Source organism: Klebsiella sp. 10, assembly GCF_018223925.1.
GTDB classification, from domain to species: domain Bacteria; phylum Pseudomonadota; class Gammaproteobacteria; order Enterobacterales; family Enterobacteriaceae; genus Klebsiella; species Klebsiella pneumoniae.
This window is the reverse complement of the sequence record NZ_JAGRRB010000002.1, coordinates 1-17,151: the sequence shown is the minus strand read 5'-3', so window position 1 is coordinate 17,151 and position 17,151 is coordinate 1. Positions and strand designations below refer to the sequence as shown.

Sequence of the window (17,151 nt, the reverse complement as noted above, 5' to 3'; positions counted from 1 at the left end):
TGTCCGCTATATAAAATAATATCTAAGGCGCGTTTTTCAAGACCCGAAATAAAAAATTTTTCTTCGCCAGCCTCAGTGAAAAATAAGCATGCCGGTGGCGAAGTTACCCCCGCCCGACGGCGGGGGCTGTGGCGCTTCTGAGTCCCATAACTGATGCTGTTTAACATTCAATAAACAGAAGCGACATGTATATATAACTTGTTTAAGGGGATGTCAACGTCCGAATCGCTCCCCCTTTGCCGTCGTGTATTCTCCCCATGAACAGTGCGTTTAGCAACCCGGCTGCCTGTCAGGGTCCCCTTGCCAACAGCGGCGCTTCGACGTGGCATTCGCCTTGTTGCCGTCAACCGGACGCCGCTGGTGAAAATATACCCGGCCGGGTAAGGAACCTTTCATCCGACACCGTGCCTAATGATCTGCATACGCACTTTCTGAGGCACCGCCATGACCAGCATTTTTATCTCAACCACCCTGTTCGCCCTCTTCGCGTCGATGTTGATCGGCCTGGGAATGGTGTGGAAAAGCATTTCCAACAATCCTGATAACTGATTCTGTTGTACGCCGTTGCTGTTCACCCTCCGCAGCGGCGGGTCTACCCCGCCCCTTTTTATCAATGACCACCCAGGTTTCGCTCAGGCGCAATCTCCTCAAGGACCCGCGCCTGCAAAAGGTATTTTTGAAAAAGCAATTCATACAGTGAATAAGTAACTCTGATTAATATATTTGAGACCAGAATTAACGCATGCAATATAAGCAATTTAAGCAGTTTGTGCCAAATTAGCGGTCATGCCCGCGCAACGCTAAAAAATAAGCCATTGATTAATATACCATTAATTTTACTCGCCAGCTCAAAGTCCAAAATTAGACTTATTGCATTTGTTGATTATTAGAAATATCCTAAAGGCATACGCATTTAATGTTCTCCACTTTAAATGCATGACAACTTTCACGATCGCCATGACTATGCCTGATATTTTAATTAACACTGAAAACATATTTCTTAATCGCGGAATTTGCGAACTGCTTAGCGAGATCGCGAAAGAAGAACACATCCGTGAACCGTATTCCGTTGTGGACTGTTCCACAGATATATTAGATCCGATTGATATGCTGTTCACAGAAATGGCCGCTGGTGAACATTATCTATGCCACCCGTTTTTCAAAAAACTTCCTCCGCACACGTCTATTTTTATTTTCGTCGCCACCGACAGCGCTTTGCAGGTTGAACAGTTACCACTTTGTCTACGCGATGCCACTTTTATCAGCATGAACAGCGACTTGCGCCGCGTAAAAAATCAGATTGCAAAACGTCTGACGGAGTCGACAACATCTAGTTGCGGTGGGCTGGAAAAAGACAGCAGACGCTGTGTCAAATGCCCTCGGTTAACCTTGACCAAATCACAACTTTATATTATCAATGCGATCAGAACGGGAATGAACAATCAGCAGATAGCGCAAAAACTGGGCATCAGTCATAAGACGATCTTCTCTCACAAAATCAATATTATGAAAAAATTCCAAATAGCTACCAAACAAGAGTTAACGAGATTCTCATCTGTTGCTCTTGCGCTTTCCGCAGGAAGGATCGGTTAACGTCGGAATTTATTAAAGCGCATCTTCATTTTTCTTCTTTCTCTAACATAGGACAGGCCAAAAACAAAGATGTAAACAATAACACCACCGCCAGGACTAATAATAGTAAGTTACTCATAACAACCTTTTAAAAGATAAAGATGACTTTTTAAATAATAAGGGGTGGATATTTTCAAATACAACCCAGCGACAACCATTTCAAACAAAGGTAAAACTCTGTGCGATAATTCTGAAAGATAATAAAAAGAGTAAAAACGATTTCCTTTATCAGACAGGCGTTAGGGTAATAACGATGAAGCATAAACGGACAATGCCAGGCCTAACGCCCAGCGTGTACTGTCGCGACGTCAGGCAAGATGACGGCCTGAAATAATGGTCTACTAACGTGGAAGGAGCGTGGTATTTGGGCAGGTGAAAACACCGTTTTGCAGCTGATCTATACTGTTAGTCAGACATCACGCTGGAGGTGGCTATGTGCGGACGTTTTGCGCAAGCGCAAAGCCGGGAGGAATACCTGGCGCATCTCGTTGAAGCGGCCGAACGAGATATTGCCTGGGACCCGCCGCCTATCGGGCGCTATAACGTCGCGCCCGGGACAAAAGTTTTACTCCTCAATGAACGCGATGAGCAACTCCATTTCGATGCCGTTTACTGGGGCTATGCGCCAGGATGGTGGGATAAACCGCCGCTGATTAATGCCCGGGTTGAGACTGCAGCCTCCAGCAGGATGTTCAAGCCGCTGTGGGAGCACGGACGGGCGATCTGCTTCGCCGACGGCTGGTTTGAGTGGAAAAAGGAAGGAAATACAAAGCAGCCATACTTTATCCAGCGTAAGGATGGCCAGCCAATTTTTATGGCCGCGATTGGTCGGACTCCGTTCGAACGTGGGGACCATGCCGAAGGATTCTTGATCGTGACGGCCGCCGCCGATCGCGGTCTTGTCGATATTCATGACCGTCGGCCGTTGGTCCTGGCGCCTGAAGCCGCCCGGGAATGGATGAGGCAGGATGTCACCGGCGCGGAAGCGGCGGAGATAGCCAGCGACGGAGCCGTTTCCGCCGACGATTTTACCTGGCACCCGGTAACGCGGGCGGTCGGCAATGTGAAAAATCAGGGGCCCGAATTACTTGCCCCTCTCATCCCATGACAAACGTAATCAAAGCGGCGGATAACGCATCATGTTCAGCGAAGAGATAATTAAATTTTATACCGCCCTGGAGTAGTGCCGAACATCCGACGGAACAAGGCTATGAAGGCACTCACATTGTCATATCCCAGATCCAGCGCTATCGCCGTCACTGGCTTGCCGGCAGCCAGAAGCTCAAGAGCCCTGAGTAAGCGTATCCGCTGTCGCCATTCATTGAAGCTAAAACCCGTTTCGGCTCGGAATCGTCGCGTGAGCGTGCGTGATGACATGCCGGCCCAGGCTGCCCATTCTTCCAACCTGCGCCCGTCGTCCGGGTTTGCTGACAGCGCCTGCGCGATTCTGAGCAATCGGCTATCTTGCGGCATTGGAAGCCCAAGATTAACCCTGGGAAGGGAACCAATTTCATCAAGAATAACGCCAGCTAAACGTTTTTGGGACGCAGTAAGCTCTACACCTTGCCATGCAGCCGCTCGCGTTATCGCTTCACGCAGCAGATTTGTCATTGAGAGAACAGATGGCTTATCAGGTAGCTCGCCACAGGCTTTGGCAGAAACATAAACACTCCATCCTGAATATGGACCGTGCGAGCGCAGGCCGTGCGGAACACCTGGCGGTATCCAGACGGCATGTGTTGCCGGTACCACCCAGCGACAATCACCGCCATCGACCGTAAGTAGCCCACGTATGGCACCGATTAACTGCCCACAGCTGTGATGGTGACGTGGAGTCTCCCGTATTACCTCAGACTGACGTACCGCGACGAGTAAAGTGGGTCCCTGGGGTGAAAATACCGGTTCGAATGGAATCAATGGATCGTGCATATTGGCGTGTTTGAGGTGTTTAATGTCTTTTATACCGTACTGAAGCCAGTTAGTCGATTGTAAAGTATTCATCGCTTTCACAGAGGACTAACCATCAAAATGATTACTATTACTAGGGTATTGGATGACATTATCAACCACCAACAGATACCACTGGATCGGATACTCAGTCGCTATTTTAGTCCCGGTTATCGGCAGCGCACTGATAACAAGTGGGAAGGATTAGATGGCTTTGCTCAGCATGCGCGTAGACTCCGGGAAATTATCGCCTTCGCTAAAATTGAGTTACATGACGAACTTCGTAACGGGAATCTTTATGCCACAAGGCATCGCGTTCTGTGCACCAGGCGCAGCGGAGAAGAGGTGGACATGGAAGTTTATATGTTCGCTGAAATAGATGATTCCGGGCGCTTCATTCGTATCGAAGAAGCCACGTTAATGCTTAAAGGGAGAGAGAGCGATAGAGATTTAGGCAGCGTGAGGTAAAAGAAATATAAGGTTACGACTAGATCAGACAAAAAACCGGGCAGCGCGCCCGGTTATCTTGTCAGACTAAAATTGTCCTACGCACTCAACCCGCGATTTTTCAGCATCGGCTCAATCTGCGGATCGTGTCCGCGCCACTGGCGATACAGTTCAGCTAAATCAGTGCTGTTCCCGCGTGATAAAATCGCCTCACGGAAACGCTGACCGTTCTCACGGGTCAAACCGCCCTGCTCCACGAACCATTGATAGCCGTCGTCGGCCAGCATCTGGGTCCACAGATAGGCGTAATAGCCTGCCGCATAGCCGCCGCCGAAGATATGGGAGAAATAGCTGCTGCGATAGCGCGGGGGGACCGCCGCCAGATCCAGGTTCTCTTCCCGAAGCACCAGCTGCTCAAACGCGTCCACCTCCTCCGGTAATGCCGAGGTCGACAGGCTATGCCACCGCATATCGAGTAACGCAGCAGCCAACAGCTCGCTCATGTCGTACCCTTTATTGAAGGTTGCCGCACGCAACATATTGTCGCGTAGCGCCTGCGGCATCGGCTCCCCGGACTGGTAGTGCTTCGCGTAGTGGGCAAACACCTGCGGCTGGCTGGCCCAGTGTTCGAAGATCTGCGAAGGAAATTCGACAAAATCGCGCGGCGTATTGGTCCCCGAGAGACTGGCGTAGCGCTGGCTGGCGAACAGCCCATGCAGGGTATGGCCGAACTCATGAAACAGGGTGATCACCTCATCCCACGACAGCAGCGCGCTCTGCCCTGCCTGCGGACGGACGTAGTTGCAGACATTGTAGATAACCGGGCGCTGCGCGCGCAGAGTCGACTGTTCGACAAACACATCCATCCATGCGCCGCCGCTCTTTGAGTCACGAGCGTAGTAGTCACCGTAAAACAGCGCCATCCCTTCGCCGTTGTGATCGAAGATCTCCCAGACCCGCACATCCGGGTGATAGACCGGTATATCAAAGCGCTCAACAAAGCGCAGCCCAAAGAGCTGCGAGGCCGTCCAGAATACACCGTCGTGCAGCACCCGCTCGAGGGCAAAATAGGGTTTGAGCTGCGCGTCATCAATGGCATAGGCAGCCCGCCGCACCTGCTCGCTGTAGTAAAGCCAGTCCCATGCCGTCGCGCGAAAACCCCCGCCTTCGTTGTCGATCACCTGCTGGATGTCCGCCAGCTCTCGTTCCGCCCTCGCCCGCGCCGCCGGCGCTATCCGGCGCATAAAGCCCAATGCCTCCGCCGGGGAAGCCGCCATTTGATCGGTCAGCGCCCAGCTGGCGTAATCAGCGGCTCCCAACAGCTCAGCCTGCTGTGCGCGGATCGCCGCCAGCCGCAGTACCAGGTCACGCGTATCATGCTCATCGCCCTGCTGATTGCGGGTCCAGCCGGCGGCGAAGAGATTCTCCCGCGTTTGCCGGTCGCGCAGCGCAAGCAGCTGCGGCTGCTGGGTGGTATTGGTCAGCGTCAGCAACCAGCGGTCGCTAAGCCCTCTTTCACGCGCTGCGTCAGCCGCCGCCGCTATCTCCTCATCGCTCAGGCCAGCCAGTTGATGCCGGTAATCAACCACCAGGCTGCCGCTTTTTGCCGCTCCCAGCAGTCGCTGCTGGAACTGACTTTGCAGCGTAGCCGCTTCGGTGTTCAGTGCGCGCAGCGCCGCCTGCTGCTCGGGAGCCAGCGTCGCCCCGGCGTGAACAAAACGTTGCCACGTCAGGGTCAGGAGACGATAGGACTCGCTGTCCAGCGCCAGCGCGTCGCGCTGCTCGTAGACGCTGTTCACGCGCTGAAACAAGGCCGCATTAAGCCAGATGTCATTCCCCAGATCGGCGAGTTCGGCGGAAAATTGTTCATCCAGTGATTGAATATAAGGATTGGTATGGGCGCCAGCCATGGCGAAAAAGACCCGCGTCACCCGCGCCAGCAGCTGACCACTCTGCTCCAGCGCCTCGAGCGTGTTGGCGAAACTGGCCGGCTGCGGATTGTCGATAATAGCGCGAATTTCGGCCCGCTGCTGCCGGACGCCCTCATCAAACGCCGGGCGATAGTGGCTGTCGTCAATCACATCGAACGGCGGCGCCTGGTAAGGCAACGTACTGACGCTAAAAAAGGGGTTTCGTTCGGACATCTTTCTCTCCTGTACAGGCTAATGCTGTAAGATTAGGCCTCTCCTTAAGGGGTCGCAATGATTTCCGTTACCGGTCGCCGCCTGTGCGTGCTATGGTATGAAAACACAAAAAGCGTTGAGGAACAGTAAGATGATTATCATGGTCACCGGCGCCACCGCCGGTTTTGGTGAAAGTATTACTCGCCGTTTTATCGCTAACGGTCATAAAGTGATTGCCACCGGTCGTCGTGAAGAGCGCCTGAAGACGCTGAAAGACGAGCTGGGCGATAACCTTTATATCGCGCAACTTGACGTCCGCAACCGCGCCGCCATTGAGACGCTGATTGCTGACCTGCCCGCCGAGTGGCAGGCTATCGATGTGCTGGTGAACAACGCCGGCCTGGCGCTTGGTCTGGAGCCGGCGCACCGCGCCAGTGTGGAAGACTGGGAAGATATGATCGACACCAATAATAAAGGGCTGGTGTACATGACCCGCGCCGTGCTGCCGGGGATGGTTGAGCGCAATCGCGGCCATATCATCAATATCGGCTCTACGGCAGGCAGCTGGCCTTACGCCGGCGGAAACGTCTATGGGGCGACCAAAGCCTTTGTCCGTCAGTTTAGCCTCAATCTTCGTACCGACCTGCACGGCACCGCGGTGCGCGTGACCGACATCGAGCCGGGTCTGGTGGGCGGCACCGAGTTTTCTAACGTCCGCTTTAAGGGCGATGACGCTAAAGCCGAAAAAGCTTACGAAAATACCCAAGCGCTAACGCCGGAAGATGTGACCGAGGCGGTCTGGTGGGTCGCCACCCTGCCGAAACATGTCAACATCAACACCCTGGAGATGATGCCGGTGAGTCAGAGCTTTGCCGGACTCAGCGTTCACCGTCAGGGCTAACCGTCAGCCACCCGGCCTGCGGGCCGGGTATGGGCGGAAACGCAAAAAACGCGTAAAATAGTGCGCATAACCCCCTAAAAAGTAACCATCAATGGCCGCAGAATCGCAACTGAATCCGACGCAACCCGTCAATCAGCAAATTTATCGCATCCTCCGCCGGGATATCGTTCACTGCCTGATCCCGCCTGGTACACCGCTGTCGGAGAAAGAAGTCTCCGTGCGTTTTGCGGTGTCTCGTCAGCCGGTGCGCGAAGCCTTCATTAAGCTGGCGGAAAACGGACTTATCCAGATTCGTCCCCAGCGCGGTAGCTACGTCAATAAAATCTCATTGTCGCAGGTGCGTAATGGTTGCTTCGTCCGCCAGGCGATTGAGTGCGCGGTGGTTCGCCGTGCCGCCGGCATGATTAACGAAGAGCAACTTTATCAGCTGGAACAGAATCTTCACCAGCAGCGTATTGCCGTTGATCGGCAGCAGTTAAACGACTTTTTCCTGCTCGATGATGAATTTCACCAGAAGCTGTCGATTATCGCCGACTGTCAGCTGGCCTGGGAGACGGTGGAAAATATTAAAGCCGCCATCGATCGCGTCCGCTATATGAGTCTGGACCATGTCACCTCTCCGGAGATGCTTCTGCACCAGCATCATGAGATTTTCACCGCGCTGGAAAAACGCGATGCCGAGGCGGTAGAAAAAGCCATGAGTATCCATTTGCATGAAATCAGCGAATCCGTACTGCTGATTCGCCAGGAGAACCGCGACTGGTTTAGTGAAGAATAAGAGTCAGACGGCTGCCGGCATGGCCGACGCAGCCGTCCTCATTGAAGGGATTATCTAACGACCAATACCGGCGTTTTGGCGTAGCGCAGAATTGACTCGGCGTTGGAGCCCAGCAGATGGGTGGAGATCCCTGGTTTGCGGGAACCAATCACAATGACATCGAACTCTTCGTTGTTACTGATAGCCAGAATTTCGTCACGCACGTTGCCAAAGACTACGCGGGTATGGATCCGCGTCATGGGGATGGCGAACAGTCGCGCCACCTCGCGCATTTTTTTCTCCGACTCTTCTTCCATATAGGCTTCAAACTTACGAATATCCGCCGTAAAACCGCGCAATAGCGAACGGCTGCTGTTCGGCAGAACGTTGAGCAAGGTGATCTCGCCATTTTCGGCCGAAGCGAGAAATTCCGCGTGACGCACCGCTTTATCGCTTAAATCCATTTCAAAGACATCAACAGGCAATAAAATTTTTTTATACATGGCCCGTACTCCTTTTGCAGAGAAAGTTCTTTTTCAATAACTTAACTATGCCATTATTGCGGTGAAATACCAGCCATTGTTCGGAAAAATAACAGCTAATTATCTTTAGTAAATCAGGGAAATATAGAGTTATGTATAGACATTGCGTTCGATCATATTCTGCGTCTGCTAAAACCGATCGCTAGCAAAAAATAGACATCAGCGGAGTATCGTAGAAATAACTGAAGAGCCGGTGTCGACCCCGGGACCGACACCGGAAAAAGATTATTGCGCGGCGGCCCACGCGGCGACGGTAGCTTTAGCCCCCTGCCGCTGCAGCGCTAAGTAGGCGCGGGTCACCGCCGTGACAAAGCGTAACTCCTGCGGCAGTTCGACGCCGAAAATCGCCTCAATACCCAGCAGCGCTTTGACTCGCGCTTCGCCATCGGCGCTGGCAGCCACCGCTTGCTGGATAACCGGCAACAACGGGTCGCATATCTCGATTGCCTGGCCCGCATCGTCAACGCCGCCAACGTAGCGCATCCACCCTGCCACGCCCAGCGCCAGCAGTGTAAAATCACGCTGATGCACCAGATGCCAGCGTATTGAGTCCAGCATGCGCTGGGGCAACTTCTGGCTGCCGTCCATGGCTATCTGCCAGGTGCGGTGCTTCAGCGCCGGATTGCAGTAACGGTCAATCAGCAAACTGGCATAGCGTGACAGATCCACCCCCTGCACCTTCAGCGTTGGTGCCTGTTCGTCCAGCATCAACGACAGCGCCGCGCGACGGTAGTTATCGTCCTGCATACAGTCGTTGATATGCTGATAACCGGCCAGATAGCCGAGATAAGCGAGGAACGAATGGCTACCATTGAGCATTCTCAGCTTCATCTCTTCGAAAGGCACCACGTCGGCGACCAGTTCCGCTCCCGCTTTCTCCCACTGCGGACGTCCGGCAACAAAGTTATCCTCAATCACCCACTGACGGAAAGGTTCGCAGGCCACCCCGGCCGGGTCGCGAACCCCGGTCAGCTGGGTAATTTTATCGAGGGTTTCGGCAGTCACCGCCGGGACAATCCGGTCCACCATGGTCGACGGAAAGGTGACATTCTGCTCTATCCATGCGGCAAGATCCTCGTCTAAAGCCCGGGCGTAGGCGCAGACGACGTTGCGCATCACGTGACCATTTTCCGGCATGTTATCGCAGGACATCACGGTAAAAGCAGGCAGGCCGGCCGCCCGGCGGCGAGATAAGGCCTCCACCACTACCCCCGCCGCCGATTTTGGCTGGTGCGGGTTATGCAGATCGGCGGCGATCAGCGGGTGATCGAGCTGCAGTTCGCCGCTGGCTGGCGAATGGCAATAGCCTTTCTCAGTAATCGTCAGGGAGACAATGGCCACCTGTGGCTGACACATCGCCGCCAGCACCGCTTCGAGACCATCAACCCCGGCGTGCAGCGCCTGCTTCACCACACCAACCACGCGCGCGGTCCAGGCGTCGGCGGACATTTCGGCGACGGTATACAGCAGATCCTGCTGCTGGAGATCGGCGATCTGCTGCTCGCCGCCAATCAGATTAACTTCGGTGTAGCCCCAGTCGCTGCCGTGCTCGCTGGCCAGTATATCGGCATACACAGCCTGATGAGCGCGATGAAACGCGCCAAAACCAAGATGAACGATACGGGGGATCAGTGCGCTGCGATCGTAGGTCGGCAGCGTGGCGTTAGCGGTTAAGAGGGTGTTTTCCATGATGACTCTCGTTGTTATGTAGCCCATCAACCATTCTCGGGGAGAACTCTCGAGGAGAATGCCTTTGTGCCTCAACCATCTCACGCAATTGGTATAACATCTTTGATTTCTGTCAACTACCATACAAGAAGATCTCGCCTGATAAAGCACGGGGCACGTGGCTGCAATCGCCGCAGTGACAGGATAGCGCAGGAGAAGAACATGGCGGCCGCGCGTCCCTGCGGGCCTGCTGTTGACGAATCGCCGAGCGTTGTTAATCGATGCGAGTTTTGACGATAAAGAAGTAGCACAGCGCCCCGGCAAAGGTCACCCCGGCGGCGATCACCAGCGCCAGATTGAAAGAGTGAGTCGTATCCACTACCCAGCCGGTCACGATCGGCGCGAAGGAGGCAAACACAAAGCTGCCGAAGTTCTGGATCGCCGCCACCGAAGCCACTTTATGCTCCGCCACCATTACCTGCACCAGCCCCCAGGCGGACGTCCCGGCAAAATGAACGCAAAACAGCGCCATGGAGATAAAAGCCACCGCCTGGGCTGGCGTGGACGATTGCACCACCAGCAAGGTGCCCAGCGCCGACAGCACCAGACCGATAACAATCGCCGTTTTGCGGGTTTTCGCCTGATCGTAGCCTCTGCGCGCCAGGGCATCGACCACCAGGCCGTTGACCCACATCCCCACCGCCGCGGCAAGAAACGGGATCGCCGCCACCCAGCCGGTACGGGCCAGGCTTAACCCCTGCTGCGCCTGCAAATAGCCGGGTAACCAGGCGATATACAGCCAGCCGGTGTAGTTCACACCGGAAAAGCCGAGGATCATCCCCCAGGTAGTCCGCCGTTTAAACAGAGCCAGCCATTCGCTAAACTTCAGCGCCGGGCGGGCCGCCTCCTCACTGGCCAGATACTGCTGCTCCTCCTCCTGCAGAGTAAACTGCCGACGGTTACGGTAGCCCACATACCAGCACAGGCCGACCACGATCCCGGCTAAACCAATCACCACAAACATCGTTCGCCAACCCCAGGCCAACTGCATGATGACCAGGGCCGGCGGGGCGATAGCCTGGCCCAGCACCGTCGAGGAGTTGAATATTCCCACCGCCGTGCCGCGCTCTCTTTGCGCATACCAGTCGTTGATCGATTTCACGCCGGCTGGCATAAACGGCGCTTCGCCGATCCCGAGGCCAATGCGCAGCAGAATAAAATGCGAGAACGAATTGACCATCCCGGTCAGGGCCTGCATTGCGGACCAGAAAATCAGCCCGGCGCCCAGCACAATCCGTGGCCCCAGGCGATCCAACAAAATACCGGAGGGCAGTTGCGCGAAGCCGTAGGAGAGCGAAAAGGCGGAGAGCAGCACCCCGAACTCGGTGGCGCTAAGGCCCAGGTCGGCGCGTATCGCCTCCCCGGCGACGCTCAGCGAAGAGCGGTCAAGAAAGTTGACGATACCGGCGATAAACAGCAGCGTCAGGGTGATCTTCTGCACCCGACGGATGCGTAACGGCGTCGCCCCGGTCCGGGCGGCAAGAGTCTCGATAGCCATCGTTGTTCCTTACAGAGTCATATGAAATAGGATGTCTGATAAGTAAGGCAACAGGTCGACTACCATACAAGAATTAGGGTTGAAAAAAGCGGCAGGGATCACACATGACGGGCTTAGGCCCGTCCCCACCCCGCCACGATGATTAGCATGCCGCACAGGGCGATGGCCGCGCCCGCCCAGTCATAATGGGTTAATTTGACCCCATCAACGACCCGCAGCCAGAGCAATGCGGTACAAACGTACACCCCACCGTAGGCGGCATATACCCGCCCGCTGGCGGCCGGATGGAGCGTCAGGAGCCAGACGAATAGCGCCAGCGCCAGGGCGGTGGGGATCAGCAGCAGCGGCGTTGCCCCGCGCTTGAGCCATAGCCACGGTAGATAACAGCCGACGATTTCACACAGAGCGGTAGCAAAGAACAGCAGCGTTGTTTTGAGCATTAAAAGATTCGTAAAAGAGACAAAGCGTTGAACCATTCTACGCGATAATGGCCTCTGCCCCACGCTGTTTTGCCGGCTATGCCCGACAAAAGAGCTGTAGTAAACTGAACCTGAGGGTTAACCCATCACTTAAAGGAAATCGTGATGAACATGACACTGAACAAACGCTGGTGCCTGACCGCCATTCTGGCGTTAAGCGCTGTGGTCTACACCTCCAGCTCCTATGCCGCCACCGACCGGCTGGTGATTGAATCTGGCGACAGCGCGCAGAGCCGTCAGCAGGCGTCGATGGAAAAAGAGCAATGGAACGACACCCGCAGCCTGCGCCAGAAGGTGAACAAACGGGCGGAAAAAGAGTGGGATAAAGCCGATGTCGCTTTCGACGCGCAGGATAACTGCCAGAAGAGCGCCAACGTCAATGCCTATTGGGAGCCAAACACCCTGCGCTGTCTTGACCGTCGCACCGGCCGCGCGATCAATCCCTGAGCCGCTCCCTGACCACGCTGGCGCCTGCGGGCGCCGCCTTTCTGTAATCCCTTTCCGTTTTGACCACAGGAATCTCCATGACCGACGCGCTACACGTCAAACTCCGCCCGCTTGAGCGCGAAGATTTGCGCTTCGTCCACCAGCTCGATAACAACGCCAGCGTCATGCGCTACTGGTTTGAAGAGCCGTACGAGGCCTTCGTTGAGCTCTCCGATCTGTACGACAAACATATTCACGATCAAAGCGAGCGCCGCTTTGTCATCGAATGCAATGGCGATAAAGCCGGACTGGTGGAGCTGGTTGAAATCAACCATGTGCACCGCCGGGCCGAGTTCCAGATCATCATCTCCCCCGACTTCCAGGGAAAAGGTCTCGCCACCCGCGCCGCACGCCTGGCGATGGACTATGGCTTTACCGTGCTCAATCTGTATAAGCTGTATTTAATCGTTGATAAAGAGAATGAAAAAGCGATCCATATTTACCGTAAGCTCGGCTTTATGGTCGAGGGTGAACTGATCCATGAGTTTTTCATTAACGGCGAGTACCGCAACACCATCCGCATGTGCCTGTTCCAGCACCAGTATCTGGCCGAGCACAAAACGCCCGGGCCGTCCCTGCTAAAGCCGACGGCTCAGTAATAATCGATACGGTTTTTAATGGTGTAGTGGCGGGTCAGCGGCGGCTGGACGCTTTCATCGACCACCTGCAGCTCACAGCTCAGCGGATTGTCGTGATCGTCGTAGTCGCAGGTCTGACGCACCGTGCCCAGCGTGCGATCGTTGAAGGTGCTGATGGCGGTATAGTCCAATTTCTTACGCGGATCCTTTGACGGCGTTGAGGCGACGGTAAATCGCTCCTCTTTGGCGGTGGTGGTTTTTCCCAGCGGATAGCCATCGCTGTCATAGCGGTAGGTGGCGGTGGTCTCTTTGCCGCGTGCGTTGATAATAAAACCGTTATCATCCGTCTCCCAACTCACCCCGGCGGCAGGCATCTCCGCCAGCTGACACTTGCCCTGCAGGCGCAGCCGCTTCTCGTGGGTGCGCCCGTCGACGTAATAGTTGGCGTCCAGCAGCAGCGTGGCGCCGGTTTTGTTCTCCACATCTTCCAGGGTCAGCAGATCGAAACACCCTTCCCTGGAGAGCTGAGCGCTCACCTTCTTGACCACCACATCGTGTTCATCCAGCAGCGTCTGGCTAAAATCTTTCACCGGCCCGCGCAGGGGATCAAACTCAAACTCATTGGAAAAACTCGCCATCTCCGGGGTGAAGGCGTCCGGGGCGCTTTTACGGTCGCATGCCGTCAGCAGCAGCGCTGCCGGGATCAGCCAATACAATCTTTTCACAGACGATTCCTTTTGTGTACATCCGATCATATTAGCAAATACAATTGTTTACACCAGTTCTGCTATGCTTAAATCTGGATAACATCGATAAGGAGCGTAAGATGAAACTATCCCTCTGCACCGGCGCTGCGCTACTGCTGTGCTCCACGGCCGTACTGGCGGCTCCCGACTCCTGTGAACGGGTCAAAAGCGACATCCAGCAGAAGATCATCAACAATGGCGTACCGGAAACCGCCTTCAGCCTGGCCATTGTGCCAAACGATCAGGCAGACCAGCCCGGGGTTCAGGTGGTCGGTCATTGCGCCAACGACACCTTCAAAATCACCTATACGCGTAACAGCGACAGTCCCGCCGAAAACGACGCTCAGTAAGCCCTCTTCGGTTTCAAATGAAAGATCTTATCCCTGCATTGACCAGGGATAAGGTCTACTGGCTACCCATAACGTATTATCGCTCACCCCTGCGTCTGTTAATGACGTGGCGGTCCTTCTCCGCACAGCATAACTATCATGGAGTGAGCAATGTCGAATCAGGAATCTCCCGGCGGCGTCAGCCGACGCGCGCTACTAAAATCTACAGCCCTCGGCTCCCTGGCGCTGGCCGCCGGCGGGCTGACCCTGCCCTTTACGCTGCGCCGCGCCGCGGCGGCGGTACAACAGGCTACAGGCGACACAACCCGCATTGTCTGGGGCGCCTGCTCGGTTAACTGCGGCAGCCGCTGCGCCCTGCGGCTGCACGTGCGTGATGATGAAGTGGTTTACGTCGAAACGGATAACACCGGCGACGACCGCTACGGCGACCATCAGGTCCGCGCCTGCCTGCGCGGGCGTTCGATTCGCCGGCGCATCAATCATCCGGATCGCCTTAACTATCCCATGAAGCGCGTCGGCAAGCGCGGAGAAGGCAAATTTGTCCGCATCAGCTGGCAGGAGGCGCTGGATACCCTCGCCGACCGCCTGAAGAGCGTGGTAGCGCAGTATGGCAACGAAGCCGTATACATTAACTACTCTTCAGGGATCGTCGGCGGCAACATCACCCGTTCGTCGCCTTCCGCGTCGCCGGTGGCGCGTTTAATGAACTGCTACGGCGGCTCGCTTAACCAGTACGGTACCTACAGTACTGCGCAGATTGCCTGCGCCATGCCCTACACCTACGGCAGTAACGACGGCAACAGCACCTCGGATATTGAAAACAGCAAGCTGGTAGTGATGTTCGGCAACAATCCGGCGGAGACCCGGATGAGCGGCGGCGGCATTACCTGGTATCTGGAGCAGGCCCGCGAGCGCTCTAACGCGCGAATGATCGTCATCGATCCGCGCTACACCGATACCGCCGCCGGTCGGGAAGATGAGTGGATCCCCATTCGCCCCGGCACCGACGCCGCGCTGGTGGCCGGTATCGCCTGGGTGTTGATTAACGAAGATCTGGTGGACCAGCCTTTCCTTGATAAATACTGCGTTGGCTACGACGAGAAAACGCTCCCGGCCGGGGCGCCGGCGAATGGTCATTACAAAGCCTATATCCTCGGCGAGGGCGACGACGGGATCGCTAAAACGCCGCAGTGGGCCTCGCGTATTACCGGTATCCCCACCGAGCGCATCATTAAGCTGGCGCGCGAAATCGGCATGAGCAAGCCGGCCTACATTTGCCAGGGCTGGGGGCCCCAGCGCCAGGCCAACGGCGAACTCACCGCCCGGGCGATCGCCATGCTGCCGATCTTAACCGGCAACGTCGGCATCAACGGCGGCAATAGCGGCGCCCGCGAATCAACCTACACCATCACCATTGAGCGCCTGCCGGTGCTGGAAAACCCGGTGAAGACCGCCATCTCCTGCTTTACCTGGACCGACGCCATCGCGCGCGGTCCAGAGATGACCGCCAGCCGCGATGGCGTACGCGGAAAAGAGAAGCTGGATGTGCCGATCAAGTTCCTGTGGAACTACGCGGGCAACACCCTCATCAACCAGCACTCCGACATCAATAAGACCCACGAAATTCTGCAGGATGAAAGCAAGTGCGAAACCATTGTGGTTATCGACAACTTTATGACCTCGTCGGCGAAATACGCCGACCTGCTGCTGCCCGACCTGATGACCGTTGAGCAGGAGGATATCATTCCTAACGATTACGCCGGCAATATGGGCTATCTGATTTTTATTCAGCCCGCCACCTCAGCGAAGTTCGAACGCAAACCGATTTACTGGATCCTAAGCGAAGTGGCGAAACGGCTCGGCGACGACGTGCATCAACGTTTTACCGAGGGGCGTACCCAGGAACAGTGGCTGCAGTATCTGTACGCCAAAATGGTGGCGAAAGATCCGGCGCTGCCGGCCTACGAGGATCTGAAGCGAATGGGCATCTACAAGCGCAAAGACCCGAACGGCCACTTCGTCGCCTATCGCGACTTCCGGCGCGATCCTGAAGCGCATCCGCTCAAAACCCCGTCCGGCAAAATTGAAATCTACTCCAGCCGACTCGCAGAGATTGCCGCCCGCTGGCAGCTGGAGAAAGACGAAGTTATCAGCCCGCTGCCGGTCTACGCCTCCACATTTGAAGGCTGGGACGATCCGCTGCGCAGCCAGTATCCGCTGCAGCTGTTTGGTTTCCACTATAAAGCGCGCACCCATTCCAGCTACGGCAACGTTGATGTATTACAAGCGGCCTGTCGCCAGGAAGTATGGATCAATCCGCTTGACGCGGAAAAACGCGGGATTAAAAACGGCGATATGGTGCGCGTTTTTAATCAGCGCGGCGAAGTCCGTCTTCCGGCGAAAGTGACGCCACGCATCATGCCGGGGGTCTCGGCGATGGGCCAGGGCGCCTGGCACGACGCCAATATGACCGGAGATCGGATCGACCATGGCGCCTGCATGAATACCCTGACCACCCACCGCCCGTCACCGCTGGCGAAGGGGAATCCACAGCATACCAACCTGGTCGATATCGAGAAGGTTTAAGGAGTAAACCATGAGCACGCAATATGGATTCTTTATCGACTCCGCTCGCTGTACCGGATGCAAAACCTGCGAGCTGGCCTGTAAGGACTACAAGAACCTGACTCCGGAGGTCAGCTTCCGCCGGATCTATGAGTATGCCGGCGGCGACTGGCAGGAGGACAACGGCGTCTGGCAGCAGAACGTGTTTGCCTATTACCTCTCCATCGCCTGTAACCACTGTGAAGATCCGGCCTGCACCAAGGTCTGTCCGAGCGGCGCGATGCATAAGCGCGAAGACGGTTTTGTGGTGGTCAACGAAGAGGTATGCATTGGCTGCCGCTACTGCCATATGGCCTGCCCGTACGGCGCCCC

General features: G+C 55.6%; 21 protein-coding genes. 12 read left to right on the top strand and 9 right to left on the bottom strand.

The annotated features are described in order from the left end of the window. Positions 1–392: 392 nt before the first annotated feature. Positions 393–494: a hypothetical protein gene (locus tag KHQ26_RS02985; protein ID WP_223174880.1), complete on the bottom strand. Its 102-nt coding sequence runs from the start codon at positions 492–494 to the stop codon at positions 393–395. Here KHQ26_RS02985 and KHQ26_RS26210 point away from each other — a divergent pair. The 3 genes from KHQ26_RS26210 to KHQ26_RS02975 all read left to right on the top strand — a co-directional run bounded on the left by KHQ26_RS26210 (position 454) and on the right by KHQ26_RS02975 (position 1,593). Next, positions 454–549: a YnaM/YnfT family protein gene (locus KHQ26_RS26210; RefSeq protein ID WP_271229884.1), complete on the top strand. Its 96-nt coding sequence runs from the start codon at positions 454–456 to the stop codon at positions 547–549. The two genes, KHQ26_RS02985 and KHQ26_RS26210, sit on opposite strands and share 41 nt — an antisense overlap. A gap of 218 nt (positions 550–767) precedes the next feature. Next, positions 768–890 (top strand): hypothetical protein, encoded by a 123-nt coding sequence (locus tag KHQ26_RS02980; RefSeq protein WP_004225117.1) that lies wholly within the window; start codon positions 768–770, stop codon positions 888–890. Between the two features lie 67 nt (positions 891–957). Next, complete coding sequence (locus KHQ26_RS02975) at positions 958–1,593, top strand: helix-turn-helix transcriptional regulator (RefSeq protein WP_020805000.1); 636 nt, start codon at positions 958–960, stop codon at positions 1,591–1,593. A 172-nt stretch (positions 1,594–1,765) separates the two neighbouring features. Here the strand turns inward: KHQ26_RS02975 and KHQ26_RS02970 are convergent, their stop codons facing one another. Further along, a complete protein-coding gene (locus tag KHQ26_RS02970; RefSeq protein ID WP_004219446.1) occupies positions 1,766–1,894 on the bottom strand; it encodes a hypothetical protein in 129 nt (42 codons plus the stop codon). A gap of 171 nt (positions 1,895–2,065) precedes the next feature. Between KHQ26_RS02970 and KHQ26_RS02965 the strand changes: the two genes are divergently transcribed. Continuing rightward, complete coding sequence (locus KHQ26_RS02965; RefSeq protein ID WP_020804998.1) at positions 2,066–2,740, top strand: SOS response-associated peptidase; 675 nt, start codon at positions 2,066–2,068, stop codon at positions 2,738–2,740. Between the two features lie 50 nt (positions 2,741–2,790). On the opposite strand, the gene KHQ26_RS02960 is transcribed toward KHQ26_RS02965, so the two are convergent. Continuing rightward, on the bottom strand, positions 2,791–3,561 hold the full coding sequence (locus KHQ26_RS02960) for an AraC family transcriptional regulator (protein ID WP_223174961.1): 771 nt from the start codon (positions 3,559–3,561) through the stop codon (positions 2,791–2,793). Positions 3,562–3,660: 99 nt separating this feature from the next. Here KHQ26_RS02960 and KHQ26_RS02955 point away from each other — a divergent pair, with 99 nt between their 5' ends. Next, positions 3,661–4,047 carry a nuclear transport factor 2 family protein gene (locus KHQ26_RS02955; RefSeq protein ID WP_002903735.1) on the top strand — a complete coding sequence of 129 codons (387 nt, stop codon included), beginning with the start codon at positions 3,661–3,663 and terminating at the stop codon, positions 4,045–4,047. 77 nt (positions 4,048–4,124) lie between these two features. Here the strand turns inward: KHQ26_RS02955 and dcp are convergent, their stop codons facing one another. Then, complete coding sequence (gene dcp, locus KHQ26_RS02950) at positions 4,125–6,170, bottom strand: peptidyl-dipeptidase Dcp (RefSeq protein ID WP_029497213.1); 2,046 nt, start codon at positions 6,168–6,170, stop codon at positions 4,125–4,127. Positions 6,171–6,300: 130 nt separating this feature from the next. Here dcp and ydfG point away from each other — a divergent pair, with 130 nt between their 5' ends. Both ydfG and KHQ26_RS02940 read left to right on the top strand, forming a co-directional pair. After that, positions 6,301–7,050: a bifunctional NADP-dependent 3-hydroxy acid dehydrogenase/3-hydroxypropionate dehydrogenase YdfG gene (ydfG, locus tag KHQ26_RS02945; protein WP_002903733.1), complete on the top strand. Its 750-nt coding sequence runs from the start codon at positions 6,301–6,303 to the stop codon at positions 7,048–7,050. Between the two features lie 91 nt (positions 7,051–7,141). Next, a complete protein-coding gene (locus tag KHQ26_RS02940) occupies positions 7,142–7,828 on the top strand; it encodes a GntR family transcriptional regulator (protein ID WP_016946661.1) in 687 nt (228 codons plus the stop codon). Between the two features lie 50 nt (positions 7,829–7,878). Here KHQ26_RS02940 and KHQ26_RS02935 read toward each other — a convergent pair whose 3' ends face one another. From KHQ26_RS02935 to KHQ26_RS02920, 4 genes are all read right to left on the bottom strand, one after another. Next, the gene (locus KHQ26_RS02935; protein WP_004176285.1) at positions 7,879–8,310 is read right to left on the bottom strand and encodes a universal stress protein; all 432 of its coding nucleotides are present in this window, start codon (positions 8,308–8,310) and stop codon (positions 7,879–7,881) included. 264 nt (positions 8,311–8,574) lie between these two features. Further along, positions 8,575–10,038, bottom strand: coding sequence for a mannitol dehydrogenase family protein (locus KHQ26_RS02930; RefSeq protein ID WP_004224666.1), 1,464 nt, complete (start codon positions 10,036–10,038; stop codon positions 8,575–8,577). A 253-nt stretch (positions 10,039–10,291) separates the two neighbouring features. Further along, complete coding sequence (locus KHQ26_RS02925) at positions 10,292–11,575, bottom strand: MFS transporter (protein WP_002903724.1); 1,284 nt, start codon at positions 11,573–11,575, stop codon at positions 10,292–10,294. Between the two features lie 113 nt (positions 11,576–11,688). Further along, positions 11,689–12,051, bottom strand: a complete 363-nt coding sequence (locus KHQ26_RS02920) for a YnfA family protein (protein WP_004219442.1) — start codon at positions 12,049–12,051, stop codon at positions 11,689–11,691. Positions 12,052–12,159: 108 nt separating this feature from the next. Between KHQ26_RS02920 and KHQ26_RS02915 the strand changes: the two genes are divergently transcribed. Then, positions 12,160–12,501, top strand: coding sequence for a DUF1283 family protein (locus KHQ26_RS02915; RefSeq protein ID WP_002903720.1), 342 nt, complete (start codon positions 12,160–12,162; stop codon positions 12,499–12,501). A 77-nt stretch (positions 12,502–12,578) separates the two neighbouring features. Continuing rightward, positions 12,579–13,139, top strand: coding sequence for a spermidine N1-acetyltransferase (gene speG, locus KHQ26_RS02910; RefSeq protein ID WP_002903719.1), 561 nt, complete (start codon positions 12,579–12,581; stop codon positions 13,137–13,139). Here speG and KHQ26_RS02905 read toward each other — a convergent pair. Continuing rightward, positions 13,133–13,843 (bottom strand): YnfC family lipoprotein, encoded by a 711-nt coding sequence (locus tag KHQ26_RS02905; protein ID WP_004219441.1) that lies wholly within the window; start codon positions 13,841–13,843, stop codon positions 13,133–13,135. The genes speG and KHQ26_RS02905 overlap by 7 nt on opposite strands. A 101-nt stretch (positions 13,844–13,944) precedes the next feature. Between KHQ26_RS02905 and KHQ26_RS02900 the strand changes: the two genes are divergently transcribed. From KHQ26_RS02900 to KHQ26_RS02890, 3 genes are all read left to right on the top strand, one after another. Beyond that, the gene (locus tag KHQ26_RS02900; protein ID WP_002903714.1) at positions 13,945–14,214 is read left to right on the top strand and encodes a DUF1161 domain-containing protein; all 270 of its coding nucleotides are present in this window, start codon (positions 13,945–13,947) and stop codon (positions 14,212–14,214) included. A 150-nt stretch (positions 14,215–14,364) separates the two neighbouring features. Next, positions 14,365–16,800 (top strand): selenate/tellurate reductase subunit YnfE, encoded by a 2,436-nt coding sequence (gene ynfE / locus KHQ26_RS02895; protein WP_004199830.1) that lies wholly within the window; start codon positions 14,365–14,367, stop codon positions 16,798–16,800. A gap of 10 nt (positions 16,801–16,810) precedes the next feature. Further along, the coding region (locus KHQ26_RS02890) for a 4Fe-4S dicluster domain-containing protein (protein WP_032423032.1) at positions 16,811–17,151 on the top strand (341 nt) is incomplete at its 3' end.

What these genes read in the sequence shown, in the direction of transcription:
- KHQ26_RS02975 (WP_020805000.1), top strand. Translation starts at nt 958, where the DNA reads ATGACTATGCCTGATATTTTAATTAACACTGAAAACATATTTCTTAAT.
- KHQ26_RS02970 (WP_004219446.1), bottom strand. Translation starts at nt 1,894, where the DNA reads ATGCTTCATCGTTATTACCCTAACGCCTGTCTGATAAAGGAAATCGTT.
- KHQ26_RS02965 (WP_020804998.1), top strand. Translation starts at nt 2,066, where the DNA reads ATGTGCGGACGTTTTGCGCAAGCGCAAAGCCGGGAGGAATACCTGGCG.
- KHQ26_RS02960 (WP_223174961.1), bottom strand. Translation starts at nt 3,561, where the DNA reads ATGCACGATCCATTGATTCCATTCGAACCGGTATTTTCACCCCAGGGA.
- KHQ26_RS02955 (WP_002903735.1), top strand. Translation starts at nt 3,661, where the DNA reads ATGATTACTATTACTAGGGTATTGGATGACATTATCAACCACCAACAG.
- dcp (WP_029497213.1), bottom strand. Translation starts at nt 6,170, where the DNA reads ATGTCCGAACGAAACCCCTTTTTTAGCGTCAGTACGTTGCCTTACCAG.
- ydfG (WP_002903733.1), top strand. Translation starts at nt 6,301, where the DNA reads ATGATTATCATGGTCACCGGCGCCACCGCCGGTTTTGGTGAAAGTATT.
- KHQ26_RS02940 (WP_016946661.1), top strand. Translation starts at nt 7,142, where the DNA reads ATGGCCGCAGAATCGCAACTGAATCCGACGCAACCCGTCAATCAGCAA.
- KHQ26_RS02935 (WP_004176285.1), bottom strand. Translation starts at nt 8,310, where the DNA reads ATGTATAAAAAAATTTTATTGCCTGTTGATGTCTTTGAAATGGATTTA.
- KHQ26_RS02930 (WP_004224666.1), bottom strand. Translation starts at nt 10,038, where the DNA reads ATGGAAAACACCCTCTTAACCGCTAACGCCACGCTGCCGACCTACGAT.
- KHQ26_RS02925 (WP_002903724.1), bottom strand. Translation starts at nt 11,575, where the DNA reads ATGGCTATCGAGACTCTTGCCGCCCGGACCGGGGCGACGCCGTTACGC.
- KHQ26_RS02920 (WP_004219442.1), bottom strand. Translation starts at nt 12,051, where the DNA reads ATGGTTCAACGCTTTGTCTCTTTTACGAATCTTTTAATGCTCAAAACA.
- KHQ26_RS02915 (WP_002903720.1), top strand. Translation starts at nt 12,160, where the DNA reads ATGAACATGACACTGAACAAACGCTGGTGCCTGACCGCCATTCTGGCG.
- speG (WP_002903719.1), top strand. Translation starts at nt 12,579, where the DNA reads ATGACCGACGCGCTACACGTCAAACTCCGCCCGCTTGAGCGCGAAGAT.
- KHQ26_RS02900 (WP_002903714.1), top strand. Translation starts at nt 13,945, where the DNA reads ATGAAACTATCCCTCTGCACCGGCGCTGCGCTACTGCTGTGCTCCACG.
- ynfE (WP_004199830.1), top strand. Translation starts at nt 14,365, where the DNA reads ATGTCGAATCAGGAATCTCCCGGCGGCGTCAGCCGACGCGCGCTACTA.